The sequence below is a fragment of the Sodalis praecaptivus genome (assembly GCF_000517425.1).
GTDB lineage: Bacteria > Pseudomonadota > Gammaproteobacteria > Enterobacterales > Enterobacteriaceae > Sodalis_A > Sodalis_A praecaptivus.
On sequence record NZ_CP006569.1, the window covers coordinates 3,492,379 to 3,516,516 of the forward strand.

Here is a 24,138-nt window from a genome sequence, read left to right on the forward strand (position 1 = left end):
GCAGCGGCGAGCGGGTGTCTTCATTAAAGCGGTCTTGGTAGGGGGAAATTAAACAGCTATTATCATCCCCTGTCAATATCACTCATACAAATAACATTTTTAACATCCTGTCTATAATAGCGCGCTGCGCGTTACCGCCGTGCGCCCGCTCATAGGATTGGCGCGGTTCCCGGCCCGACGGACGCACACGCCGGCTATCGGGACTGCGCTTTTTACCGGTGATATTGACCGCCCGACGGCCTGCCTTTAGTCACCCCGCGGCAACGCGCCTGAATGCGCGGCGCTGTCAGGAGAGAATGCGCACATGGGCGCGATGCGCAATTTCTCGACGGTCCACCGCTAGAGCCAGGCGGGCAATGCCGCAGGTCCGACATGTTTACCGGGTCATCGGCGAGTAATGTAATACATTTAGCCGCTTCACAAGGTTAATAGGGCATCAACCAAGCTTATTCTTCGTCGCCATAATATTTAGTGCCGATACGGATAATATCCCTGCCCTGCGAACGACGGTGTTTATTGGTATCGCGCAAAGAATAAATGCAACCGCAATATTCCTGTTGATAAAAACGCTCACGCTTACTGATATCAATCATTCGCGCGGAGCCGCCCTGTTTACGCCAATTATATTCCCAATAAGTGATACCGTTATAATGGCCCGCGGCACGCCTGCCGCATTCGTTAATCTGCTGCATATTTTTCCAGCGGGAAATACCGAGCGAGCTGGAAATCACGCTGAAACCATTTTCAGCGGCGAAGAGCGCGGTACGTTCAAAACGCATATCGAAACACATGGTGCAGCGGATACCCCGCTCCGGTTCCTGTTCCATGCCTTTGGCGCGGGCAAACCAATTGTCGCTGTCGTAATCGGCATCAACAAACGGCACCTTATGCTGCTGCGCGAAACGGATATTCTCTTCCTTGCGGATCAGATATTCCCGCTGCGGGTGAATGTTGGGATTGTAAAAGAAAATCGTGTAGTCAATGCCTGAAGCGGTGATCGCTTCCATGACCTCTCCCGAGCACGGGGCGCAACATGAATGAAGCAGCAGTTTGTCGGCGCCGTTGGGCAACGTTAACACGGGACGGTTGAATTCGGCCATAAAAAACACTCTCTCCGGCGGCAAAATAGGCGGTCATTGGCGACAATGGTAGCACATAAAAGGCCACAGTTTGCTCCCACTCGCGTCGGTCGGGGGGTTAGCGTTCGCCGCAGATGCCAACTGGTAACAATTTCCCATAAACCTTTACGCGGGGGGCCTTTCCGCCTCGGCAGGATAAGACTAAATTTAACGCTAGGCCATCACGGCCACTTTGGCACATCATTAATGGGAACCTGACTTATGCAATCTGAAGAGCAACGTCTTATCGAAGGCCTGTTTCAACGTCTGAAGCAGGCGGAACAAAGCGCAGGCCCTCGTGATGTCGAGGCGGACCGGCAGATTCAGGGTTTTGTTCAGCAACAGCCCGCGGCTCCTTATTATATGGCACAATCCATCTTGATTCAGGAAGCCGCGCTGAACCGGCTGGGTCAGCAAGTGCAGCAACTGCAAAATGAAGTGGCGCAATTAAAGGCGGCGGCACAGCAGCGCCCCGCCAGCGGTGGCTTTCTCAGTGGACTGTTCGGCGCGGGCCGCCAGCAATCGGGGGCAGCGACCTGGGGCAGTCAACCGCCTCAGCAGCCGGGGGGGTCCGCTTGGGGCTCGCCTTCCCCGCAGCAGCAGCAGCAGCAGCAGCAGCAGCAGCAGCAGCAGGCAGGCTACAGCGGCTATGCGCAGCCGTACAATGCTCCGCGCGGCGGGGGTTTTCTGTCCGGCGCGCTACAAACGGCCGCGGGCGTCGCCGGCGGGGTGGTGCTGGGGAATATGCTCACCAATATGTTCCATCATTCCGCACCGCAAGAGATTGTTAACATCATCGATGATCCCGCCGCATCGCTTTCCGGCGCTAGCGACCCGTTACTTAATCAAGACTTTAATGCCGATAATCTTGATACGTTCAATAACGTCTCCGACAGCCATTTTTTTGATCAAACGGATGACGGCAGCAATACCGATTATAACGATTTCGGCGCTGACGATTTTAGCAATGACGATGATGACTTTATCTGATTGTTGAGGTTAAGGGATAGATCGATTGCCAAGTTTAACGGATAGCCTGTGAGTTGAGGTGAATGTATAGACCGTTTGTCCAAGTAAAGGGATAGACCTTTTGTCGAGGTGAAGGCATAGACTGTCTGTCGAGGTTAACGGATAGACCTTTTGTCGAGCTGAGGGGATAGACTTTTTGTCGAGGTGAAGGCATAGACTGTTTGTCGAGGTTAACGGAGAGACCTTTTGTCGAGCTGAGGGGATAGACTGTTTGTCGAGGTGAAGGCATAGACTGTTGGTCGAGGTTAATGGAGAGACCTTTTGTCGAGCTGAGGGGACAGATTGCTTGCCCTAATCAACGGACCGGCTGATTGCCGAAAATGACGGACCGGCGGTCTCAATGCAAGGGTGCCGGGCCGTATTGATTATCGTCACGGTCCGGCGAGCTGGCACTTTGCAGAAAAGGCGCACTGCGCAGAGGGCAAACGTCCGTATGCGCACTGCCGTAAGCCATGTCAGGCGCGCAAGGCGCTACCGCGCCCCTCACGCGCCCGGTTGCCACCGCGGTCGCCTCTAGCGCTGGCGCGCCTTAATCACCTCCTCGGCAACCTGCCGCGGCGCCGCGGCATAGTGCTTAAACTCCATCGTATAAGTCGCGCGCCCCTGGGACATCGAGCGCAACACGGTGGAATAGCCGAACATCTCGGCCAGCGGCACCTCGGCGCGGATAAGTTTACTGCCGGCGATATCTTCCATCCCCTGCACCATACCGCGTCGTGAGGAGAGATCTCCCATCACGTTGCCCATAAATTCCTCCGGCGTCTCGACCTCCACCGCCATCATCGGCTCCAGCAGTACGGGGGATGCCCGACGCATCCCCTCCTTGAAGGCCATCGATGCCGCCATACGGAACGCGTTTTCATTGGAGTCCACCTCATGGTAGGAACCAAATACCAGCGCCACTTTGACATCCACCACCGGGTAACCGCCAAGCACCCCGGTCACCAGGGTTTCTTGGATACCTTTATCCACGGCCGGGATATACTCCCGCGGCACCACGCCGCCCTTGATGTCATCGATAAAGGCATAGCCCTGACCGGCGGGCTGCGGGGTCAAATTCAACACCACATGCCCATATTGTCCCCGGCCGCCGGATTGTTTGACAAATTTGCCCTCCACCGACTCGACGCTTTGCGTAATGGTTTCCCGGTAGGCCACCTGTGGTTTCCCTACCGCGACCTCCACATTGAATTCGCGACGCAGACGATCCATCAGTATTTCCAAATGCAGCTCGCCCATGCCCGAAATAATCGTTTGCCCGGATTCCTCATCGGTGCGCACGCGAAACGACGGATCTTCCTGCATCAGACGGCTAAGAGCGATACCCATTTTTTCCTGGTCGCCTTTCGTTTTCGGCTCGATGGCCTGCGAAATGACCGGCTCGGGGAACACCATGCGTTCCAGGATAATAGCTTGCGCCGGATCGCTAAGCGTATCGCCGGTGGTCACATCCTTCATCCCGACGGTGGCAACAATATCGCCGGCGCGCACCTCTCTAATATCCTTGCGTTCGTTGGCATGCATTTGCAACAGCCGCCCCAGGCGCTCTTTTTTGCCTTTCACCGGGTTGTAAATCGTATCGCCGGTACTGGCGACGCCGGAATAGACGCGAAAGAAAATCAATTGCCCGACAAAAGGATCGGTCATGATTTTGAACGCCAGCGCGGAAAACGGCTCACTGTCGCTGGCGTGACGCACCGCTTCGCGGTCCGCCTCGTCATGGCCGCTTATCGCACGCACATCTATCGGCGACGGCAAATAATCCACCACCGCATCCAGCAATGCCTGCACGCCTTTGTTTTTGAACGCACTGCCGCACAGCATTGGCACAATCTCATTGGCGATCGTTCGCTGCCGCAGCGCCGCTTTCAGCTCCTGCTCGCTTAGGGGCTCACCGTTGAGGTATTTTTCCAGCAACGCCTCATTGGCCTCGGCGGCGGCTTCCACCATGCGGTTATGCCAGGTCTCGGCCAGCGGCAGCAGATCGGCCGGGATAGCGTCATAGGTGAATTTGACCCCCAGGCTGGTTTCGTCCCAGACGATCATCTTCATTTTCACCAAATCCACCACGCCCTGGAACTGCTCCTCCGCCCCGACCGGAATTTGTACCGGTACCGCGACGCCTTTGAGCCGTTCGCTGATTTGATCGCGCACGCGGAAAAAATCCGCGCCGGTGCGGTCCATCTTATTGACGAAAGCGATGCGCGGTACATGATACTTATTGGCCTGGCGCCATACGGTTTCCGATTGCGGCTGTACGCCGCCCACGGCGTCATAGACCATCACCGCGCCATCCAATACCCGCATGGAGCGCTCCACCTCAATGGTAAAATCCACATGCCCAGGGGTATCAATAATATTGATATGGTGCGCCGGCAAATCGCCGGCCATCCCTTTCCAATAGGCGGTGGTGGCGGCGGAGGTAATGGTAATTCCCCGCTCCTGCTCCTGTTCCATCCAGTCCATCGTAGCAGCGCCGTCGTGTACCTCGCCAATTTTATGGCTTACGCCGGTATAGAACAGAATACGTTCGGTTGTCGTGGTTTTACCGGCATCGATGTGGGCACTGATGCCGATGTTACGGTAGCGCTCAATAGGCGTTCGACGGGCCATAGTTTTTTCTTCCTAACCTGCGGGAATTCCCGCGTTGTGATTGTCACCGGCGCACCCGCGCCGGAACCGTTATACAAAGGGCCAATGGCGATGTCGCCCCCCGCTAAGCCCTCGCTAAAGCCTTACCCCGCTAGTCAGCGACACAGACCAAAGCCGCGCATGCCCAAATGAAAATGGCTGGCGTGGGCCGCGTTATAATCGGGTCCCAGCGCGTTGCCATAATAGGCGCAGCTGGCGCTGAACAGCGTGCGCAGATACTGTCCGCCGTCGTTTTGACGGCGATAATCGCCGCCGATGGTTAAACGGCTGCCGTCGCTAAATCGAAAAGCGGCCACGTCCAGCGCATCCGCGCTGGCGTGTTCACTGCGCCGGCCTTCGGCACGGTGATAAATGTTGCGACAGGCGAAGCTGCCAACATGGTCAATACGCACCAGGCGCTTACCCAATAGCGTTTGCGCCTCAGGCGCGGCCGCTTGTCCCACGAACATCGTACTGCTTAACGCCAGCGGACAACTGGCGAGAAAGCTCGCGCTCAGCGCCACCGGTCCAAACCGCGTCACGCGAACCGGGTTATCGAGCGGACAATCCCCTTCGCTTGAGCGCTGCTGGCGAAAGGTAATCCGTCCCGCCGCCTGAGCCTGCGTCAGCAACGCCATGCAGGCGGCGGGATCCTGTTTAATCCGTTTAAGCTTCATGCGGGTGACCCAGGTTGGCGGGTCGTCTACCGACAGCGGCGCAAACGGCCGATAGCCCGGGGGCAAATGCCTATCAATCCAGGGGTATCCCCCCACCACTAGCGCAGCCAATACCGCGATAACCAGCAAAAAACGCACCATGCCCCCTTGTTTTGTCCCGCTTCGTCACTGGCGGAAAGTATAGTCAGCACCGCCGCGGCCGACGCGTATCGGCTGTCATAGCATCGGGTAACGACTCATCTCAGTGACGGCCGCCGCCGGGGGCATATACGGCTGCCGACGGCGTAAAACAAAACGGCCCCGGGGCAAAGATTGCCGCCGGGGCCGTTAATGAAAGCAGGCGTCAGGCGGCGGGAAATCGCCGGCTGACGATTTCGTTACTGATAAATAACGGCGGTGCCGTGCAAATTATTCTCGCCGGAGGCGGAAGTAATTTTGTACGACTTGGCGCCGTTGGCATCGGCCTGCGCGGCCAGTTCTGCCTGAAGCTGCGACAGGTTACTGTTATTGACCGTCGCCGAGACTACACCCACTTTCTGCTGGTCGGCCGGGGCTTGCTGAACCAATTGCGCGGCAAAGCCGACAAATGACAGGGTGCTGAGCATTAAAGCGGCAATGGCATAAGTAACGTTTTTCATAAAATGTTCTCTTCTCTGGTAGCTAATAGGGGCGACAAATGCGCTTTAGTTAACGTTCGATAACTAAATGCTAGCCCGGTTGAGTGCAATGATCAAGCATTTTATTAATGATTATTAATTTTTATTTATCGCCAGGCGGGTGTGCCACGCGACCGGGTTAACATTGTGGCGAAAAGGGGGTTGTAATTTTTGTAATGATCACTAATTATATAGGTGAGTGTCATGAACCCAGAGAGGAGACCATGAGCAGCAAAACGGCCGTTACCGCCCTACGCGGGCGCGGCAGGCCGAAACATTTTGATGCCGATGCCGCACTGGACGTGGCCCTGCGTTTATTCTGGCAGCACGGCTTTGAGGCGACATCAATGCATGATCTGGTGGCCGCCACCGGTGCTAAAGCGCCGACCCTATATCATGCTTTCGGTAATAAAGAGGGGCTTTTTCGCGCGGCGATGGAACGTTATCTCCAGCGCTTTGTTCGGAAAATGAAGCCCTGTCTGGATAATCCCCACCGCAGCGTCGCCGGCGCTACCGAAGACTTTCTTACGGCTTGCGTCGCCCAATTTACCGGCGAAGGTTTACCGCCAGGATGCTTCCTGATTTGCACCTCCTCCGCCCTGTCGGCCGATTCCCAGCCTATCGCTGCCCTGCTGCGTAGCCACAATATGCTGCCCGAACAACTGCTGCGTGATTTTTACCGCGAGCGGCAGATAGCGGGTGAATTGCCCCCGAGTACCGATACCGTTCGGTTGGCCAAATATCTGGCTTGCCAGTTACAGGGGATGGCGGTGCAAGCGCGCGACGGCGTTAGCCGCCGGCAGTTGTGTACGCTTGTGGCATTAATCATGGCGCTTTGGCCGCAGCTGGCGCGATTGCCAGCGGCTTCGCCCGCCGTGGCGCACGGCGTGGATGAGATGTCCCTCGGCGCGGACAGCAGCGAAGGCGTCGACCGCCGCGCTTATCGCCGCTGAGGCGGCAAGCGCTTCCGGCAACGGGTCCAACGCGTGTTTGGCGAAAGCGCCAACGGCCGGGTTTGCCAGGGAAATCCTCGCCCGCTACTCCAGAGCAAGTTTTCCTATCGACCAAGGCCCTAGGCTACTCTTCATCCTGTATCAACAAGATAACGGCTTAAGGTCTTTAGCCGATTATCAAAACGCCCGCCCTGGTGATTGTATTAAAGATTATCGCCAGTAAGGCCCACGCCGCCCGCGGGGGAAGATGTGTCGCTGGCATGATGATATAGCTGACCTTTTTTCGCATGAGGGCTAGGCAATGCAACCAGCATGCCTCGGGTAGGAAAAACAGCCCTCTCCTGCGCGTCGGTCCGGTATCGTCCCCGGCGCAGCGGGCGTCTGTCCACCGGGATCCTCTACCGCCTTATCCCTGCTATGCTCAACGGGTACGCGCCAAGGCAGCAATAATTACCGATAAAATTTTTGCCGCAGCCGCCGTCGCTTGCCGTAAAATCAAATCGGGAGAAGTAGCGAAGCGCCGCTCATTACGGAAAATCTCCTTGCCACGATTAATGTCAAAGAGGATTGAATAACATCATGAGGATTCCCGCTGCGCTGATCGATGACGCCATCCGCTGGCGGCATCAATTGCATGCCATCCCTGAGCTGGGTTATCAGGAAACCCTGACCGCCGGTAACATTGCCGAGTGGCTGGAAAGTTTTGGTTTGCAGGTGCATACCGGTTTAGGCGGTACCGGCATCGTGGCCACGCTGGAAAACGGCCCCGGCCCTGCCATTGGTCTGCGTGCCGATATGGATGCGCTGCCCATCGCCGAAATGAGCGGTGTGCCTTATCAATCCCGCCATCCGGGCCGTATGCACGCCTGCGGACACGACGGCCATAGCGCCATTCTGCTAGGCGCCGCGCGTTCGCTGTGCCTTACTCGCCGGTTCAGCGGCACCCTCCATTTTATTTTTCAGCCGGCCGAAGAAAACTTGGCTGGTGCCCGCGCCATGATTGATGATGGGCTGTTCCGCCGGTTTCCTATGCAGGGAATATACGGGTTGCATAACTGGCCTGGCCTGCCGGCGGGCCATGTCGGTATTAATGCCGGCGCTATGATGGCGTCGCTGGATACGTTCGAGATTACCCTGACCGGCAGGAGTTGCCACGCCGCTATGCCCGAAACGGGGGACGATCCTCTTATTGCGGCCGCTCATCTACTGCTGGCGTTGCAGACCATTACCGCCCGCCACATCTCGCCAACCGATTCGGCGGTACTGAGCGTCACCCAGATCAACGGCGGCGTTGCGCTGAATGTGATCCCCGACCATGCGGTATTGCGCGGCACCTTTCGCTGCCTGCAAACGCCGGTACGTGACCGGGTGAAAACGCTGATTAGCGATCTGGTGGCCGCTCTGCCGCCGTCCTTTGGCGTCAGCGGCGAAGTGACGTTTAGCGTTGGTTATCCGGTCACCCGCAATCACGCCGCCGAGGCGGAAAAACTGCGCGCGATTGCCGTCAATACCCTGGGCGCCGAGCGGGTGCACGGCAATATCCCGCCGTCGATGGCATCGGAGGACTTTGCTTTTATGCTCGACGCGTGTCCGGGCGCCTACTTCTGGCTGGGGGCCGACGGCGAAACGCCCTCCCGTCCTCTGCACAGCGCCAGTTATGATTTTAATGATGCCCTTATCGAGCCGGGTATCGCGTTGTGGCATGCCATTGTCGAAACGCTCCTGCCCCAGCAGCCATAATCCTCGGTTCAGCACTTTTTTCCGCGGCGGACGCCCCCACCGCGTACCGCGCCGCATCAGGGGCGGCGCGTCCTTTCAGCCGATGCTTTACAATTCCTGAAATTTCCCGCTTTGCCTTTTTTCCGCCCTTATGGTAGAAATATTAACAGATAATAATTTTCTATTTACGAGGATTTTCGGAATATTACAAGGACTTCAGCTAATAACTGAAAATAACCATGATGTTTACTAAAAGTATTACCCTCAATTGTTCTTCTTACCGGTATTTCATTTTGGCTACCGCTGCCAGTGAGCAGCATTGGTGCGGCGAGCTGTAGCGTATTTTCTTCCAATACCGGTCCTGACGGCCTTGGCCTGCGCCAGCCGTTGCCAGGATCCGCGTTAATGATACGTTTGGGGCAACTTATCCCCGGCGGCAGCAATCTGTGACCGGCCCCAGGCCGCACACCCCCCGGCATAAATGCCCCGACACGCGTGTTATCTGTCGGGAGAATTACCATGATTTACTGGATCTTTTTAGCGCTCGCCATTACGGCCGAAGTTATCGGCACGCTGTCGATGAAATATGCCACCGTGAATGGCGAAATGACCGGTCATATTGTGATGTACATTATGATCACCGCCTCCTACATTCTGCTTTCGCTGGCGATCAAACGGGTAGCGCTAGGGGTCGCCTACGCGCTGTGGGAAGGCATTGGCATTCTGTTTATTACGTTGTTCAGCGTGATGTGGTTCGATGAGCCCTTCTCGCTGACCAAGCTGACGGGACTGGCCATTTTAGTCGTCGGTATCGTGATGTTGAAATCCGGCACCCGTAAAGCGCACGGCGACAACGCCAGCCGCGGCGATAGCGGTCTGAGCGCGCGGCAGAAGGAGCGCCATCATGCAACAGTTTGATCTCTATCACTCCGCCTTTCTGGCTCTGGCGGTGGTACTGGAAATTTTTGCCAACATTCTGCTCAAGATGTCGGACGGTTTCCGTAAACTGTGGCTGGGCATGTTATCGCTGCTGGCGGTACTCGGCGCCTTCAGCGCTCTGTCCCAAGCCGTCAAAGGTATAGACCTCTCGGTGGCCTACGCCTTATGGGGCGGCTTTGGTATCGCCGCGACTATCGCCGCCGGGTGGATAATGTTCAATCAGCGTTTAAGCGGCCGCGGCTGGGCAGGCTTAGTGTTACTGCTCATCGGTATGGTGGTGATTAAGCTGGCGTAAGCGAGGATGACGCGTTGCGAGCAAGCGTTTCGCGGGGTCATCCTTCTCCAGCTGGGACCTGCGGTCCATGACCTTATTTACCGTCGTCTTATCCGGTCGTTGTTTCTTTTCCTGCGAATGATAATCAACGGCTGATAAACGGAAAGCGTATTCACTTTGCCGGCCAATGTTTGGAACTATATAATTTGCCCGATTTTAATTTGCAGTATCTCGTTTGGCGAGGCTCCTATACAAATACAGGTTACTGATCTGACGACGTCGAGAGACGCCCAAGGTTAGGACAGGCTTTATCGGATTAAGGTTTAGCCCAAAGTAACTTCTGTTATACAGATACGTTGTATAGTGCCAAAACCGTGACGTGGAGATAGGCTGGCTGCGCTCTCTTCTCAGGTTTATGCCCCTTTTTGAGAACTGTTGATGTCGAAAACAGCTTTGGGGAACCCATCATGCATTACTCATCTCAACCCTCGACGGTCACGGCCGTAGGGGAAAAAATTATGGATCACGCGGTCGCTTATTATATGAGTGACCAGTATATTGCTATTTCGGGTGCCCTGTCCGCAGGTGATGCACGGCAATATTTATTGGATCATCTCACCGACAATGCTATTCCGCCGCAAATTTACATTGTCGATAAAGATAATTACCTGGAAGGGCTTCTTTCGGTCAAACGCTTATTTACCGAAGACAATGCCGATGTGCCGGTCGCCAGCTTGATGACGCGGGATTATGTGGCCGTCGCGCCTGAGCAGGATCGCGAACAGGTCGCCGAAATGCTGGGTAACCATCTGAACGGCCCGGTGCCGGTAGTGCGCCATGCCAAACTTATCGGCGAACTCGGCGAACGGGAAATCGCCGCGCTGCTGCGCGATGAATATACCGAAGACGCCCAACGTCAGGGTGCCAGCCTGCCGCTGGACGAGCCCTATCTCAGTTCTTCACCCTGGCGGCTGTGGCGAAAACGCATCAGCTGGCTGATGCTGCTGTTTGTGGCGGAAGCGTATACCGGCACGGTACTTAAAGCCTTTTCCGATGAATTGGAAGCGGCTATCGCGCTGGCGTTCTTTATTCCGTTACTTATCGGCACCGGCGGCAATAGCGGTACCCAGATCACATCCACATTGGTGCGCGCCATGGCGCTGGGGGAAGTGAGCCTGCGCAATCTGCCTGCCGTGTTGCGCAAAGAGATTCCCACGTCGTTTTTGGTGGCGATATCTATCGGCTTGGTGGCATGGATACGCGCCTGGATCTTGAATGTCGGCCCGCAGGTGACGCTGGTGGTCTGCCTGACGCTGATTGCCATTACCATCTGGACGGCAATCGTCTCGTCAATAATCCCACTGCTGCTTAAGCGCTTACGTATCGATCCGGCGGTTGTGTCGGCACCGTTCATCGCCACATTCATCGACGGCACCGGGCTGATTATCTATTTTGAAATCGCCAAGCTGGTCATGCATGATTTGGGATGATGGTCTTCGCGGTGTGGCACTATAGATTACCGTTACACCTCACCATCGCGCGGGGCGTGCTCTTCACGGCACGGCCCGGCCCCAATGGGAGCCCTCCCCCCGGCGGCGCGGGGCGGAAGGCGCAACTAATGGTGGGCTAGCTGACTGTCGGCGTTTTCCTCCACAAAATGTGAAACCGATATCAGACGGTCGAAATGCGCCAACAATAAATCGGCGTCGCTTGAGAGGATCTCAGCCGAGGCCTCCGGCGCCGACAATATCGCTTTTTGAATATTGCTCGACATACTGGCGGGAATACCTTTGCCCACGGTCAGCACCAGCGCCGCCAACAGCAGCGATTGCGCTTCAACCTGCGCCGTCAGTTCTTTGGTCTGGACATCCGCCTTGGCCATTTTAATCAAAAGATCGATCACTAGGTTTTTCATGGTGGCTTTTACTCAATAAGAGATTACCCGTAAACGCTATCAAAAATTCAGCGACGCGTATACGTCACGGCGGCTAATGTTGGTTATGCGTCTTCTGATAGTCGAATATTCAGACGCCCATCGCCGTTTCAGGGATTAAGACAGACGCAAATCCGGGCCATGTGCATGGCTGCAACCTGCCATCAAGCGTGTTGTGAACGCGACACGCGCGCGATAAAGCGACGCTTTTTTGCGCAGATGCATTAGTGCTTTAGCGAGAAAGCCCTTCGTCAGGCGTCAACCGATTAAAAATGCGCCCCGTACAGTCAGGGGCAAAGAAACAACCAGAGGGATACTCAACGGCCAAAACTTTGCAAGGTGGTCCGCGTTGCGGCGTCGCCCCCCACGCCAGTCCGCAACCGTCATGGTAACGGTGGCCGTCCAGCGTGGAGCACCCTAAGCCGTAAGGGTAACGCGCGTGTGCTGAGCGAGAACATCAGCGGCCATGCCTGGTTAAACTAAACCGCGCGCCGTGGCGGGGTTAATCAGCGCGCCGGTTCATCCAGCGCCAATGCCCTGCTTTCTCGCCACATCTTATACGCCGCTGTCGTTAGAATGTGCGGCGTGTTTTCCCGGGTGTTGATACTGTTGTGCCGACACCTTAAACCGTCGGACACCTGTAAACTGCTTGCGTCTATTTTATATCTATAACAAAATCACCGCTGAACCTGTATCTGTAATGAATATAATACCATTGGCGGTCAATAACCTATTTCTTACGTAAAAGAGCGTGGCAGATGACGGAACCTCCAACCCTCCCCTCGATGGACGACGCGCCTGAAGCGCCACAATTGATTCAGCGCCTGCGAACCGGATTGGCTCAGCTCAGCCCAACCGAGAGAAAAGTGGCGCGCGCGCTGCTGGCGGATTACCCCAGCGCGGGCTTGGATTCGGTGCAAAGCCTGGCACAGCAGGCCCAGGTCAGCGCGCCGTCGGTGGTACGATTCGCGCGCCGACTGGGATTTCGTGGCTTCGTAGAATTACAGCAGGCGCTGCGCGCCGAGCTTTCCTGGCGGTCGAATGGACCGCTGCAGCTACTGGACCGTCGGCAAACCGCCGGCTGCCACGCCGAGCTGATGGAAACCTCGCTGCAGGCCACCTGCCACGCCATTAGCCAGTCGCTGCGTCACATACCGGCCTTCGACATGCAGCAGGCGATTGAACTGCTCAGTCAGGGCGGCAAACGGGTGACGTTGGGCGGCGGGCGCTTTAGTCAGTCGCTGGCTATCTATCTGGAACGCCACTTGCGGCAACTGCGACCGCAGGTCATGCTGCTGCCGGAAGTGCCGCACCAACGGATCCTGCCTATCGTCGACGCCGGCCGACAGGACATTTTTGTTTTATTCGATTTTCGCCGTTACCAGCGCACGATGGCGACGCTGGCGCAGCAGGTCACCGAGCGTGGCGCGACTCTAATTCTGGTGACCGACTCGCATCTGTCCCCTCTTGCCGCCCATGCCCAGGTCGTACTGCCGGTGCAGGTAGAGTCTTGCTGGCCATTCGATACCCACGCCGCCGCTTTTGTGCTCACGGAAACGCTGGCGGCCGGCGTGCTAGCGCGCTTGGGGGACCAGGCGCTGGAACGCATGGCGCAGTGGGAGCAGCTCGATCCGCAGGCCTAATGGCCCTTTTCATTTCGGGCGCTAAAAAGGCGTCCAGGAGACACCCAGGCGTAATAACCCTTTTCATTTCAGGCGCTACAAAGGCGTCCAGGAGACACCGCTGACGTGATGAATGCCGCCCTTCCCCCGCCGCTGTTGGCCTTAGACGAACCCGAGCCCGCCGGCATTGCGCGGCCCGGCGCCGCTTCGCCGTTTGTTATTCTTTGTGATCACGCGGGCAAACGCATTCCGCGCCTGCTCGATTCGCTGGGATTGCCGCGGCGGGAAATCGCGCGTCATATCGGCTGGGATATCGGCGCGCTCGGCGTTGCGCAAGGGTTGAGCGCCCGGCTACAGGCCACACTGGTCTATCAGCGCTATTCGCGGCTGGTTATCGACTGCAACCGGCAACCGGACGCCCCCAGCGCTATCCCGACCGTTTCGGAGCAAACCCCCATTCCGGGCAATCGGGCGCTGACTCCCGCCGACAGGGCGGCGCGGCGAGCGGCAATTTTCGATCCATATCATCAGGCCATTAATGCCTTGCTGCACCGCCGTCTCGCGTGCGCTAAGCCGACCTGCCTTATCGCCATGCATAGCTTTACGCCCGCGTTCATGGGGCTTTCCCGACCCTGGCAGATAGGGGTTTTGTTTGACCGCCAGCCGGCGTTCGCCCGGGAAGTGCTGCGGTTGTTACAGCGGGCGGGGGATTGGGTGGTGGGTGAGAATCAACCTTATGCTTTGGATGATACCGATTACGCGGTGCCGGTGTATGCCTATGGTCATCGCCTACCCTATGTGGAGATCGAAATCCGGCAAGATTTGATTGCCGATGTCGGCGGCCAACGGGCGTGGGCGGCGCGGTTGGCCCAGCTGTTACCCATGGCCTGGCAATGTTGGCAGGCGAACGGCGCTCAGGTCAGCTGACGCACCGGCGCGCCATTTAGCCACGCCTGGATATCCTCCACCGCTTCACGGAAATAAAGGCGATAATTACTGTCGGACACGTAGCCGAGATGTGGAGTCGCCAGCACGTTGGGCAACTGACGTAAACGGTCTTGCGCCGGTAAGGGTTCGACCTCAAAGACATCCAGCCCGGCGCCGGCAATTCGCCCTTGCTCCAGCGCCGTTATCAGCGCATCACGCTCGACAATGGCCGCCCTTGAGGTATTGATAAGCAACGCGCCCGGCTTCATCTGCGCCAGCTCCGCCGCGCCGATAAGGCCGCGGGTACGCTCGCTTAACACCAAATGGATTGATACAATATCGCTGGCGGCCAGCAATGCCTCTTTCGATGCCGCCAGCGTGACGCCTGCGGCCGCGGCCGATTCCGCGTCAAGATGCCGGCTCCAGGCTACCACCTCCATGCCGAACGCCTGCGCCACCCGGGCCATGGCGCCGCCGATTTTGCCAAGGCCCAACAAGCCCAAACGTTTTCCCTTAAGCGTCAGTCCCAAACTATGCTGCCAGGGGCCGTTTTGCCGCAGCGCCTGATTCTCCGGCACAATATGGCGCGCCAGGCCCAATATCAGCGCCCAGGTCAACTCCATCGGGGGCGCCGAGTCGCTGGCGGTACCACAAACGGTGATATCACGCGCGCGCGCGGCGTCAAGGTCGATAGCCGCGTTACGCATACCGGACGTCACGACCATCCGCAGCGCCGGCAGCCGATCCATTAGCGAGGCGGTCAATGGCGTGCGCTCGCGCATTACCACAATAATCGCGCAATCGACAAGCTGCGCTGCTAAGGCGGCTTCATCCTCATAATGGGTCGTCAGGCTGAAAACATCGACGCTGGCGCCGTTAAAGGCCCAGTCGGCGAGGGTTAAGGCGACGTGCTGATAATCATCCAGAATGGCGCAACGCAGGCTCATGGCAGATCTCTTTAGCAATTGCAGCGGCAGCGGCGGGCAGCGTTTTTCCCTATCGCTACCCTGCGCTGACCGTGGCCGTCAACGGATAAACACACCATAGCAAAACCGCGACAGTGCCGGCAATGCCGCAAAAGACGCCCCCGAGGTCGCACGCGACAATGGTCAGCAGGCGACGCACCGCGCCGCTCTATAACGATTCTTTAGCTGGAGAAAACCATCATGTCTACGTTTCTTTCTACCCCCAATGAAGTCGCCGGCAAAGTGGTGCTGGTCACCGGCGCCGCCAGCGGTATCGGCCGCAGCATCGCCGAGTTAATGCACCAGCGCGGCGCCCGGGTCATCGCCGAAGATGTTCAGCCGGAGGTTAACCAACTTGCCGCCGAAAACCTTATCCCGCTGGTGGCCGACATTACCGCCGACGGGGCGGCAGAGCAGGCGGTGACCCTAGCGCAAAACGCATTCGGCCGCTTGGACATTCTGGTCAACTGCGCCGGCCGCATTCTTTATAAACCATTGATTGAATTGACTCGTGAGGAGTGGCAATGGCAGATGGAGACCAACGTCACCGGCGCATTCCTGCATTCTCGCGAAGCAATGAAAGTCATGATGCAACAGCGCAACGGCGCGATTGTGAATATCGCATCCTATGCCGCCTACTTCGCCTTTCCCGGCATCGCCGCGTATACCGCCTCCAAAGGCGCGCTGGTGCAGTTGACCCGCACTCAGGCGCTGGAAGCGATTGCCTACGGCATTCGGGTGAATGCTATCGGCGTCGGCGACGTGGTCACCAATATTCTTAATCACTTTCGCGAAGATGGTCGGGAATTCCTCGCCGAACACGGGCGCAATGCCCCCATAGGCCGAGCGGCGCAACCACAGGAAATTGCGGAGATCGCGGCTTTCCTGGCCTCCGATCGCGCCAGTTTTATGGTGGGTTCGGTGGTCATGGCCGATGGCGGCATCAGCGTACAGATAGGTTAAGACCCGCCGCGCGACCCGCTATTGTCGGTAGTGGCTTGGCGATACCCCGACTTCACGCCGAAACACCTGTGAGAAATGGCCGGGACTGGAATAACCGACTTCCAGGCCGATGTCGATAATGCTGCGCCGGGTATCGGCAAGCAATTGGCGGGCGCGCCGCATACGCAGCCGGATAAAGTAGTTGGAGGGGGAGAGCCCGGTGGCATTCTTGAACTGCCGGCTGAAGTGGTATTTGCTCAACCCCGCCGCCTGGGCAATTACGGCAAGATCAAACGGCTGCGACAGCCTGGCCTCCATTTCCGCCGTTGCCTTTTGTAAGCGAAACGCCTGCAACGCAGGGCGGCGCATGCCCGTGCCGGCGCCGGCTTTCACGTAGAAGCGCGCCAAGTGGACAGCCAGACATTGCGCCAGTCCGGCGATAAACGTGGTGCTGGTATCATGCCGCCTCAGCAATTCGCGGCGACATAGGGCAAGCAGTTGTGAAATGACCTCGTCTCGTTCGCCCGCCGCTTCGCGGATACGGCACGGCCGTCCCTGCACCTGGGCGACGGCCTCTTCCAGCAACGACACCCCCAGATAAACGTGCATGACCTCAAACGGCTCTGGGCCGTGGGCCTGCCAGCGCATTTCATAAGGCACGTCGGTGGCGGTCAAATAGAAATCACCCGCGCTGACGTCCTTCGCCTGCCAGCGTTCACCGACGCCACGCTCCTCTACCCGGGCGCAACCGGTGAGGATCCACACCAGCAGCGGCTCCGCCACGGCGGGGACCTGTACACTCTGCTCAGTGCGCTGACGACGGAAAATCTGTACCAGTATATCCGGCTGCAGATGGGCTTCATTGCCGGCAATGCGCTCCCCCGGGATGTGCGCCTCAAGACCGAGCGGGGTGGTTTGCCCGGTATCCACCCGCACGGCACGCGATGCCCGCTGCGCTAAGTGTTCCGGCGCGAAGCCAGGAGCCATCAGGCTGGGAGGTGCGGTCACGCCAGCGGAAGCTCGTTGCCCGGCATGCGTTGGTTTCCTCGTGTTGGACCCCATATGGCCTCCGCTTTCTTTCGTCAAGCTCACCGTGTTTTGCACGCGCTCTATCGCCGTTGACCCGCCCTCGTCTGAAAGACCTGGAGCACGCGCTGCAAGTTCTCGCAAAAGTACTGGATGTAATTACAGTATTGCTGTATATTTATTGTACTCCAATGGAGAGCCGTTGCTTTTACTTGAGTGGTGAACATTATGATGATATCCGCAGCGGGCTTTGTAGCCCATCATCAAACCGTCGCAATGAGCAGCCGTGAGTTGGCCGATTTAACCGGCGCCACCCATGGCGAAGTCAAGCGCCTGATTGTAAGTCTAGACAGCGGCAAGCGTCTGTCCCAGCCTCTTCGCACGGCCGACTATCTCCTCGCCAACGGGCAGCCGCGCCAGGAATACCTGCTCGACCAGCGTGATTCGTTGACGGTTGTCGCCCTGCTGTCGCCATCCTTCACCCCCGTGGTGCTTGACCGCTGGCAGGCGCGGGAAACGACGCATGATCTTCCCGATTTTACCAACCCGGCGGCCGCGGCGCGCGCTTGGGCGGAAGAGTTCGAGCGGCGACAGGCCGCGGAAAAACATCTGGCGACCCTGGCGCCGAAAGCCCGTTTCTTTGACCGTTATGTTGCCGTGGAGGGCGCAATGGGGTTCCGCCAGGTCTGTAAGCTATTGAGGGTCAAGGAGTCGGAGTTTCGTCAATTTTTGCTGGAGCGGCAGATCATGTATCGGCTGGCGGGCGTTTTGACCCCGTATCAGCAGCACCTTGATGCCGGGCGGTTTGAATTGCATACCGGCACCAGCGGCAGCCGCTACACCTTTGCTCAGGCGCGTTTTACCGCCAAGGGCGTAAAATGGATAGCCGATTTGTGGGCCGCCCACGCGGCAACCCCACAGGCAAAAAGCGCGGCGGCATAAACGCGACCGACGCGGCGACCCGCGCTTCGCGCAGAGTGGCCGCCAAGGCGGACTACGCCACCGACAGGCTGGCGACAAACCACCTTCTACGCCGGCAAACGGACAAACCCGGCGCAAAAGGGTAACCCCCTGCGCGCGATTAACGCTCCTCCACCCGTGCCTCACCCGGTGGAAACGCGTGGTGAAGCCTTACGCGCGCCTGCTGCACGCCCTGCTCCACCTCCTGCATCGGCTGCGGCGGGCGAGCGCAGCAAGGCGGAATGCCACCCTGACGCTTGCCTGCCATACGGCGATACATGCCCGGCGATTCTCCGTATTCGCGTTTAAAACTGCGGGAAAACGATTGTTGGGAATCAAACCCTACCGCCAGCGCGACCGACAGTATGGCTTCATTACCGGTGGCCAAGCGGCAAGCGGATTCGGACAACCGCCGGCGACGAATGTAATTGGCCAGCGGATAACCGGTATGGTGTTTGAACATACGCTGCAAATACCATTTAGAGAAACCGGCGCGCTCCGCCACGTGGTCAATATCCAGCGGCTGTTCCAGATTTGCCTCAATCCAGGCGATTAAATCTTGTACTATTCCGGCATGACTCATCTTATCTCTCCCTTGGCTAGCGAAGGGAAGATACTAACCTAGTGACTAATTAAGTCAATAGTCACTAAGCATCTTGATGCTTAAGGCTGCGCAGCACCAGTCGTGAAAGCTGCTCCGGCCCCTGTGGCAACAAGTCGAGATGGTGTTGTAACAATAGCGGATTGATGAAGGGTTGCATTACCAGATAGACGGCCTGACAGCATTCATCCAGCGGTGTTTGCTGCTCAAATTCGCCGTTTTCGCGGCCTTCCTGGATAATCTGGCGCAGCAGCGTGCGGATTTCCTGCTCATAGGCCAATGAAGACGGCCAGCGTTCGGCCGCCGCATATACCGCGATGTCGTAAAGTTTACGTTCGTTAACGAATAATTTGGCGGCGTTACCCACCAGCAAATCAAACAGACGGCAGAATTTTTCCGCTGCGCTGCCCGCGTTGCGCATCGCTTCACCTACGGCTTCCAGCGCAACGTTCATGCAACGGCTGCAGATAGCTTCCCCTATTGCCTGTTTGGAGTCGAAGAATTTATAAATGTAAGCCTTGGAGAACCCAATGGCTTTCGCCAAATCCGATACCGTCGTTTTGCCATAACCGTAGTGGCTGAAGTGTTCATTAGCGGCGCTAACGATTTGGTCGCGAATGCAGTGATCGGTCGGGCCACGAAGGCCACACAGGGTAGCAGTATATTCTTTCATAAATAAAGTGTAACTCAGTTAGCGCAAGACCACATCCGGCAATTGATATCCGGTTGATGTAATCGTGATGGTGAGCGCCTGAGCCAGACCGCATGTTATCCCTTGCGTATGCCCACCCGTGGCCAGGGCGTTGAAAAAACGTCCTGTAGGGGCAGTATGCCGGATTCGTCGCGGCCACACCCTACACTCTGGGCTTTTGATAAGCCAAAGCCGTCGGTCAACTGCGGTTAATAGGTCATTAACCGGCAACGGCGGCAAATGTCTCTATCATTAGGATCTAGCCGCTGCTGCGTGGTCGTTTTAAACCGCGACAGCTCACCCCGGATGCCGAGAAAGGCCGTTTCGCTCCGCACCGCTTGACGAGGCTTAACTCTCGTCACCGCGCGCGAAGGCACGAAGCGTCTGCGCAGTGAGCATTTTTTACATAGATTTAACCTTGAGAAGGTTAATAATCAATGTCAGCAGTCTCTCTGTTACTCAAATGAAGTCATGGCAATGAAAACAGGCATTTTTGTTTTGCCCGTCCTGCTGATGGCGACGCCGGTTTATGCCCTGTATGCCGACGATACCCGCAACGCTGCCCGGCACGCCGCCGGCTTAGATACGGTCAGCGTCATCGACACACGGCAACTGACCCGCGATACACCCTCCGACGCTATGGCGGAGCACGTTGCTGCGCCCTGCAAGCCTGATATTGTGCCGCCAGGTAAATTCCGCCGACGCTCGCTGGACGGTAAAGACGGCAAATTAAGCAAGTTGGGGTTATTCTAACGCCCGCCGGCACCCGCGGGCGTCAACGCGACCTGTCGCGTAACACGACATGGCACGCCTTCCTCCCGGTCGCTGCCGTACGGCAAAGCCCTTGCGCTCGGCGCCTGCGTCTGGTCAGAGAGCGGTCAGGGGCGCAGACGCATCATGCCGGCACGCTATCTGGGAGCTAGAAACACGTTTCCATCTCTTCCAGCACGTTATAATCGCTATCGATCAGAAACAGCATTTTCCATTTATCAAAGGTCAGGCAGGGGTGCGAGGTGGTGAATACCAGAATATCGCCAACCTGGACTTCGCTGCCGGGCACAAGGGTCAACATGGCGTGCTGATCCATAATGTCCACCGTCGTGAATGCGCCCGGAGTGAAGGGTAGCGCCTGCCCTTGGCGATAGTGCGCCACCGGCTGCGGCAATCCGGCGTCGAACGCGCTGTCGCGCTTGCCAAAATTTACCACCGCCCTGCCGGGTTCAGGAACCGATTGCACCATCGCTATTAGCTCCAATGCCGAAAGCAAATCGCCGCCCAGACCGCAGGCGATGGGATCGCGCGCCATCACGGCATCTTGAGCCTGCTGATAAATACCGCCGTCGTGAGTGACATAACAGCCGGGACGGATCACTAACCGGCAGCCATCCGGCAGCGGGGTTTCATGCCAGATATTACAGACCACGTCATACCACGAGGAGCCGGCACCGGTCAGGATCATTTCCCCTTTAACCCATTGATGACGGCTAAAGGACAGCGCCAGGGCGGCGGCGTCGCGCAATAATTGCTCAACCCTGGGACGCGGATCCTCATCGTGGATCACGCCTTCGTACAGTTCGATACCGTGCAGCGTCAGGCCGGGCAGCGTGGTGACCCGTTCCGCCAACGCCTCAGCCTCCTCGCTACTGCGGCAACCGCAGCGGCCGCCGGGTACGCCCAGTTCGATCAAGATATCCAGCCGCTGGCCGCGGGCGGCAAAAAAAGTCGACAGCGCGCTGGCATTGGCCTCGCTATCGACGCAGCAGAAAAAGTGACAGGCCGGATAGTCGTTTTTCAGCCGTGACACCAGCTGCATGTTCGCCCTTCCGACCAACTGATTGACCATCAATACCCGACGCGCGCCGCTTTGCATGGCGACGCTGGCCTGCCAAGCGCTGCCGACGCCGATAGCCCAGGCGCCAAGAGCGGTTTGCCGGCGAAATATCCACGGCGTCATGGTGGTTTTGCCGTGCGGCGCCAGCGATACCCCCCGCGCATCGGCATAACGCTGCATCCAGGTGATATTATTTTCCAATGACTGACTTTTTACCGCTACCGCCGGCAGACAGACATCCTCCAGCAGCAGATTGACTGGACGATCATCAGGCCGGTGCATGATGGCGGCCTTGTGCGCCACTCCTGCGACATCATGATACTTCATAACATATTCCTATTGATTAGCCATTATCATTGATAAGCGATATCATACTTCAACATCATGAAAAACAAAAAAAAATAATAAAAAATCGACATGAAAAGATAAAAAGTACCAGAAAATGGTCAATTTTTTGTGTAGTTTTCCACTGTTTTCATCGGGTGTAAATGATTATATTCAATCCACGTTCCGGTCAATGTGGTGAAAAGAAAATCATGGAGTATGACTACCTGTTTAAACATGTCACGGTAATCGACGGCAGCGGCGGCCCTGAATACCGCGCCGATGTGGCGGTGGCCGGCGATCGTATCGCCGCCATCGCCCCCACCCTTCACGCCGCCGCACGAACGGTGATCGACGGTCAGGATCGCGTACTGGCGCCAGGGTTTATCGATGTTCATACCCATGATGATATCAATGTCATCCGCATGCCGGCGTATCTGCCCAAGATAAGCCAGGGCATTACCACGGTTATCGTCGGCAACTGCGGCATCAGCGCCGCCGGCACCACGCTCAAGGGCGAGGTACCGGATCCCATGAATCTGCTGGGCGAGGCGGATCAATTTATTTACCCCACGGTGGATCACTATGCGCGAGCGGTAAGCGACGCGCGCCCGGCGGTAAATGTCGGGACGTTGGTGGGCCATACCGCGCTGCGCAATAACCACATGGATGACCTGTTCCGGCCGGCGCGTGATAACGAAATTGCCGCCATGCGTCGCGATTTACGCGAGGCGCTGCGCCAGGGCGCGCTCGGGTTGAGTACCGGCCTGGCCTACGCCACCGCCTTCGCCTCCACCACTGAAGAAGTGATGGCGCTGGCCGAAGAGCTGACCGACGCCGGCGGCCTGTATACCACCCACCTTCGCTCCGAATTCGCGCCGATTCTCGACGCCATGGATGAAGCCTTTCGCATTGGCCGCCATGGCCGGGTGCCGGTGCTTATTTCCCACCATAAATGCGCCGGCGCGCAAAACTGGGGACGGACGCGGGAAACGCTGAAATTATTTGATAAAGTGCGTCTTGAGCAGGACGTATCCTGCGATTGCTACCCCTACTCCGCCAGCTCGTCGACGCTGGACAAAAAGCAAATCACCGACGAATTCGATATCGTCATTACCTGGTCGACGCCACATCCTGAAGTGGCCGGCCGTAAGCTGGCGGAGATTGCCGCCGAGTGGTCGATGACACTACAGGAAGCCGGCGCGAAACTGATGCCCGCCGGCGCGATTTATTACAATATGGATGAGCAGGATGTGCGCCGCGTATTGAGCTATCCGGTCACCCTCATAGGCTCCGACGGCCTACCCAACGATCCGATGCCGCATCCGCGGCTGTGGGGCGCGTTTCCGCGCGTATTGGGTCACTACAGCCGGGATGAAAAGTTATTCCCGTTAACCACCGCCATTCACAAAATGACCGGCCTGTCGGCGGCGCGTTTCAATCTCTCCGGCCGCGGACTGGTACGGGAGGGCTATTTTGCCGATTTGGTATTATTCGACCCGCAAACGGTGGCGGCACGTGCCACCTTCGCCGAGCCGCAGCAGCCCGCGGCGGGGATTGATACGGTCATGGTGAACGGTAGTATCAGCTACGGTGAAACCGGCGGCGCTATTGGGCGCGCCGGACGTTTTCTTCGCCGTGCGCCGAACTAACGCGCCGATGCACCGGCATGGCACCCTGTGCGCCGATGCGGCGTTACACGTTAGAGTATTATTGCGCCAAGGGCGCCGACGATTTCAGGAGGAAATGCAAGATGAGTATCAAACGTTATGGCATCAAAGGCAGCACCGGCACGGGCGGGCAACATCTGCCCTTCTCCAGCGCGGTGGAAGCCGGCGGCTGGCTGTATGTCTCCGGCCAGACACCGATGCGCCATGGCGAAGTGGTAGAGGGGGGGATCGTTGAGCAGTCGACGCTGGCCATCCAGAACTGCATCGACATTATGAAAGAAGCAGGCTACGGCCTAGAGCACGTGGTGCACGTCAAAGTTTTTCTCACCGACGCGCGTTACTTCCAATCCTTCAATAAAGTTTTCCGTGAATTCTTTGGCGAACATCCTCCGGCACGCGTGTGCTGCGTGGCTGACCTGGTGGTGGATTGCAAGGTGGAGGTGGACGTCACCTGTTACGACGCTGGCCGGGTGAAAGGCTAAGGAGAGCATTGTTAGCCGCCGACGCCGGCGGGCGTGTCAGGGCTTGTCGCCGCTTGCCGGCGGCAAGCCGACAACAATCAGGTGAAGCGCACGCCTTCGCCACGATCATCATCAATACCGGTATGGGCGCCTCTATTTGTATAACCAGACCCAGCCGTAAACCATTAC

Annotated in this window: 22 protein-coding genes, 1 pseudogene and 1 riboswitch; of the genes and pseudogenes, 13 read left to right on the plus strand and 10 right to left on the minus strand. The window is 57.4% G+C overall.

Going from position 1 to position 24,138, the window contains the following annotated elements; all coding sequences use genetic code 11:
* Positions 1-446 precede the first annotated feature (446 nt).
* A complete protein-coding gene (locus tag SANT_RS15590) occupies positions 447-1,100 on the minus strand; it encodes an epoxyqueuosine reductase QueH (RefSeq protein ID WP_025423196.1) in 654 nt (217 codons plus the stop codon).
* Positions 1,101-1,340: 240 nt separating this feature from the next.
* Between SANT_RS15590 and SANT_RS15595 the strand changes: the two genes are divergently transcribed.
* Positions 1,341-2,108, plus strand: a complete 768-nt coding sequence (locus SANT_RS15595; protein WP_025423197.1) for a DUF2076 domain-containing protein — start codon at positions 1,341-1,343, stop codon at positions 2,106-2,108.
* Positions 2,109-2,660: 552 nt separating this feature from the next.
* Here SANT_RS15595 and fusA read toward each other — a convergent pair.
* The 3 genes from fusA to bhsA form a co-directional block, all read right to left on the minus strand.
* A complete protein-coding gene (gene fusA, locus SANT_RS15600; protein ID WP_025423198.1) occupies positions 2,661-4,760 on the minus strand; it encodes an elongation factor G in 2,100 nt (699 codons plus the stop codon).
* Positions 4,761-4,894: 134 nt separating this feature from the next.
* Positions 4,895-5,596, minus strand: a complete 702-nt coding sequence (locus SANT_RS15605) for an extensin family protein (protein WP_038668670.1) — start codon at positions 5,594-5,596, stop codon at positions 4,895-4,897.
* A 236-nt stretch (positions 5,597-5,832) separates the two neighbouring features.
* The gene (gene bhsA / locus SANT_RS15610; RefSeq protein WP_025423200.1) at positions 5,833-6,093 is read right to left on the minus strand and encodes a multiple stress resistance protein BhsA; all 261 of its coding nucleotides are present in this window, start codon (positions 6,091-6,093) and stop codon (positions 5,833-5,835) included.
* A gap of 242 nt (positions 6,094-6,335) precedes the next feature.
* On the opposite strand from bhsA, the gene SANT_RS15615 reads away from it, so the two are divergent.
* The 5 genes from SANT_RS15615 (at position 6,336) to SANT_RS15635 (ending at position 11,486) form a co-directional block, all read left to right on the plus strand.
* A complete protein-coding gene (locus SANT_RS15615; RefSeq protein ID WP_025423201.1) occupies positions 6,336-7,064 on the plus strand; it encodes a TetR/AcrR family transcriptional regulator in 729 nt (242 codons plus the stop codon).
* 579 nt (positions 7,065-7,643) lie between these two features.
* The gene (locus tag SANT_RS15620; protein ID WP_025423202.1) at positions 7,644-8,804 is read left to right on the plus strand and encodes a M20 aminoacylase family protein; all 1,161 of its coding nucleotides are present in this window, start codon (positions 7,644-7,646) and stop codon (positions 8,802-8,804) included.
* A gap of 498 nt (positions 8,805-9,302) precedes the next feature.
* Entirely contained in the window at positions 9,303-9,701 is a 399-nt protein-coding gene (mdtJ, locus tag SANT_RS15625) for a multidrug/spermidine efflux SMR transporter subunit MdtJ (protein WP_025423203.1), read from the plus strand.
* Complete coding sequence (mdtI, locus tag SANT_RS15630; protein ID WP_025423204.1) at positions 9,688-10,017, plus strand: multidrug/spermidine efflux SMR transporter subunit MdtI; 330 nt, start codon at positions 9,688-9,690, stop codon at positions 10,015-10,017. Before mdtJ ends, mdtI begins: the two co-directional genes overlap by 14 nt.
* Before the next feature lie 202 nt (positions 10,018-10,219).
* A riboswitch (M-box (ykoK) riboswitch) is annotated at positions 10,220-10,388 on the plus strand.
* A gap of 75 nt (positions 10,389-10,463) precedes the next feature.
* Entirely contained in the window at positions 10,464-11,486 is a 1,023-nt protein-coding gene (locus tag SANT_RS15635; protein ID WP_025423205.1) for a magnesium transporter, read from the plus strand.
* 125 nt (positions 11,487-11,611) lie between these two features.
* On the opposite strand, the gene iraP is transcribed toward SANT_RS15635, so the two are convergent.
* Entirely contained in the window at positions 11,612-11,911 is a 300-nt protein-coding gene (gene iraP, locus SANT_RS15640) for an anti-adapter protein IraP (protein ID WP_025423206.1), read from the minus strand.
* A gap of 776 nt (positions 11,912-12,687) precedes the next feature.
* Here iraP and SANT_RS15645 point away from each other — a divergent pair.
* Positions 12,688-13,572, plus strand: coding sequence for a MurR/RpiR family transcriptional regulator (locus SANT_RS15645; protein ID WP_237234621.1), 885 nt, complete (start codon positions 12,688-12,690; stop codon positions 13,570-13,572).
* Positions 13,573-13,680: 108 nt separating this feature from the next.
* Positions 13,681-14,478, plus strand: a complete 798-nt coding sequence (locus tag SANT_RS15650) for an N-formylglutamate amidohydrolase (RefSeq protein ID WP_025423208.1) — start codon at positions 13,681-13,683, stop codon at positions 14,476-14,478.
* Here the strand turns inward: SANT_RS15650 and SANT_RS15655 are convergent.
* Entirely contained in the window at positions 14,466-15,425 is a 960-nt protein-coding gene (locus SANT_RS15655) for a D-2-hydroxyacid dehydrogenase family protein (protein ID WP_025423209.1), read from the minus strand. The two genes, SANT_RS15650 and SANT_RS15655, sit on opposite strands and share 13 nt — an antisense overlap.
* A 219-nt stretch (positions 15,426-15,644) precedes the next feature.
* Between SANT_RS15655 and SANT_RS15660 the strand changes: the two genes are divergently transcribed.
* Entirely contained in the window at positions 15,645-16,406 is a 762-nt protein-coding gene (locus tag SANT_RS15660; RefSeq protein WP_025423210.1) for an SDR family NAD(P)-dependent oxidoreductase, read from the plus strand.
* Between the two features lie 18 nt (positions 16,407-16,424).
* On the opposite strand, the gene SANT_RS15665 is transcribed toward SANT_RS15660, so the two are convergent.
* Positions 16,425-17,393, minus strand: a complete 969-nt coding sequence (locus SANT_RS15665) for a helix-turn-helix domain-containing protein (protein WP_237234622.1) — start codon at positions 17,391-17,393, stop codon at positions 16,425-16,427.
* A 246-nt stretch (positions 17,394-17,639) separates the two neighbouring features.
* Here SANT_RS15665 and SANT_RS15670 point away from each other — a divergent pair, with 246 nt between their 5' ends.
* The gene (locus SANT_RS15670) at positions 17,640-18,353 is read left to right on the plus strand and encodes a phage antirepressor KilAC domain-containing protein (protein WP_025423212.1); all 714 of its coding nucleotides are present in this window, start codon (positions 17,640-17,642) and stop codon (positions 18,351-18,353) included.
* 286 nt (positions 18,354-18,639) lie between these two features.
* On the opposite strand, the pseudogene SANT_RS15675 reads toward SANT_RS15670, so the two are convergent.
* A pseudogene (locus tag SANT_RS15675) lies at positions 18,640-18,954 on the minus strand (helix-turn-helix domain-containing protein); the annotation flags it as partial.
* A 64-nt stretch (positions 18,955-19,018) separates the two neighbouring features.
* A complete protein-coding gene (locus tag SANT_RS15680) occupies positions 19,019-19,645 on the minus strand; it encodes a TetR/AcrR family transcriptional regulator (protein WP_025423214.1) in 627 nt (208 codons plus the stop codon).
* Positions 19,646-20,140: 495 nt separating this feature from the next.
* Between SANT_RS15680 and SANT_RS15685 the strand changes: the two genes are divergently transcribed.
* Positions 20,141-20,416, plus strand: a complete 276-nt coding sequence (locus SANT_RS15685; RefSeq protein WP_025423215.1) for a hypothetical protein — start codon at positions 20,141-20,143, stop codon at positions 20,414-20,416.
* A 166-nt stretch (positions 20,417-20,582) separates the two neighbouring features.
* On the opposite strand, the gene SANT_RS15690 is transcribed toward SANT_RS15685, so the two are convergent.
* Positions 20,583-21,821, minus strand: a complete 1,239-nt coding sequence (locus tag SANT_RS15690) for an amino acid deaminase (protein WP_025423216.1) — start codon at positions 21,819-21,821, stop codon at positions 20,583-20,585.
* 209 nt (positions 21,822-22,030) lie between these two features.
* Between SANT_RS15690 and SANT_RS15695 the strand changes: the two genes are divergently transcribed.
* A complete protein-coding gene (locus SANT_RS15695) occupies positions 22,031-23,470 on the plus strand; it encodes an N-acyl-D-amino-acid deacylase family protein (RefSeq protein ID WP_025423217.1) in 1,440 nt (479 codons plus the stop codon).
* 101 nt (positions 23,471-23,571) lie between these two features.
* Positions 23,572-23,970 (plus strand): RidA family protein, encoded by a 399-nt coding sequence (locus SANT_RS15700; RefSeq protein WP_025423218.1) that lies wholly within the window; start codon positions 23,572-23,574, stop codon positions 23,968-23,970.
* Positions 23,971-24,138: the final 168 nt, after the last annotated feature.

What these genes read in the sequence shown, in the direction of transcription:
- SANT_RS15680 (WP_025423214.1), bottom strand. Translation starts at nt 19,645, where the DNA reads ATGAAAGAATATACTGCTACCCTGTGTGGCCTTCGTGGCCCGACCGAT.
- SANT_RS15595 (WP_025423197.1), top strand. Translation starts at nt 1,341, where the DNA reads ATGCAATCTGAAGAGCAACGTCTTATCGAAGGCCTGTTTCAACGTCTG.
- SANT_RS15635 (WP_025423205.1), top strand. Translation starts at nt 10,464, where the DNA reads ATGCATTACTCATCTCAACCCTCGACGGTCACGGCCGTAGGGGAAAAA.
- SANT_RS15695 (WP_025423217.1), top strand. Translation starts at nt 22,031, where the DNA reads ATGGAGTATGACTACCTGTTTAAACATGTCACGGTAATCGACGGCAGC.
- mdtJ (WP_025423203.1), top strand. Translation starts at nt 9,303, where the DNA reads ATGATTTACTGGATCTTTTTAGCGCTCGCCATTACGGCCGAAGTTATC.
- SANT_RS15620 (WP_025423202.1), top strand. Translation starts at nt 7,644, where the DNA reads ATGAGGATTCCCGCTGCGCTGATCGATGACGCCATCCGCTGGCGGCAT.
- SANT_RS15615 (WP_025423201.1), top strand. Translation starts at nt 6,336, where the DNA reads ATGAGCAGCAAAACGGCCGTTACCGCCCTACGCGGGCGCGGCAGGCCG.
- SANT_RS15690 (WP_025423216.1), bottom strand. Translation starts at nt 21,821, where the DNA reads ATGAAGTATCATGATGTCGCAGGAGTGGCGCACAAGGCCGCCATCATG.
- bhsA (WP_025423200.1), bottom strand. Translation starts at nt 6,093, where the DNA reads ATGAAAAACGTTACTTATGCCATTGCCGCTTTAATGCTCAGCACCCTG.
- fusA (WP_025423198.1), bottom strand. Translation starts at nt 4,760, where the DNA reads ATGGCCCGTCGAACGCCTATTGAGCGCTACCGTAACATCGGCATCAGT.
- SANT_RS15655 (WP_025423209.1), bottom strand. Translation starts at nt 15,425, where the DNA reads ATGAGCCTGCGTTGCGCCATTCTGGATGATTATCAGCACGTCGCCTTA.
- iraP (WP_025423206.1), bottom strand. Translation starts at nt 11,911, where the DNA reads ATGAAAAACCTAGTGATCGATCTTTTGATTAAAATGGCCAAGGCGGAT.
- SANT_RS15685 (WP_025423215.1), top strand. Translation starts at nt 20,141, where the DNA reads ATGAAAACAGGCATTTTTGTTTTGCCCGTCCTGCTGATGGCGACGCCG.
- SANT_RS15700 (WP_025423218.1), top strand. Translation starts at nt 23,572, where the DNA reads ATGAGTATCAAACGTTATGGCATCAAAGGCAGCACCGGCACGGGCGGG.
- SANT_RS15590 (WP_025423196.1), bottom strand. Translation starts at nt 1,100, where the DNA reads ATGGCCGAATTCAACCGTCCCGTGTTAACGTTGCCCAACGGCGCCGAC.
- mdtI (WP_025423204.1), top strand. Translation starts at nt 9,688, where the DNA reads ATGCAACAGTTTGATCTCTATCACTCCGCCTTTCTGGCTCTGGCGGTG.
- SANT_RS15605 (WP_038668670.1), bottom strand. Translation starts at nt 5,596, where the DNA reads ATGGTGCGTTTTTTGCTGGTTATCGCGGTATTGGCTGCGCTAGTGGTG.
- SANT_RS15645 (WP_237234621.1), top strand. Translation starts at nt 12,688, where the DNA reads ATGACGGAACCTCCAACCCTCCCCTCGATGGACGACGCGCCTGAAGCG.
- SANT_RS15670 (WP_025423212.1), top strand. Translation starts at nt 17,640, where the DNA reads ATGATGATATCCGCAGCGGGCTTTGTAGCCCATCATCAAACCGTCGCA.
- SANT_RS15660 (WP_025423210.1), top strand. Translation starts at nt 15,645, where the DNA reads ATGTCTACGTTTCTTTCTACCCCCAATGAAGTCGCCGGCAAAGTGGTG.
- SANT_RS15650 (WP_025423208.1), top strand. Translation starts at nt 13,681, where the DNA reads ATGAATGCCGCCCTTCCCCCGCCGCTGTTGGCCTTAGACGAACCCGAG.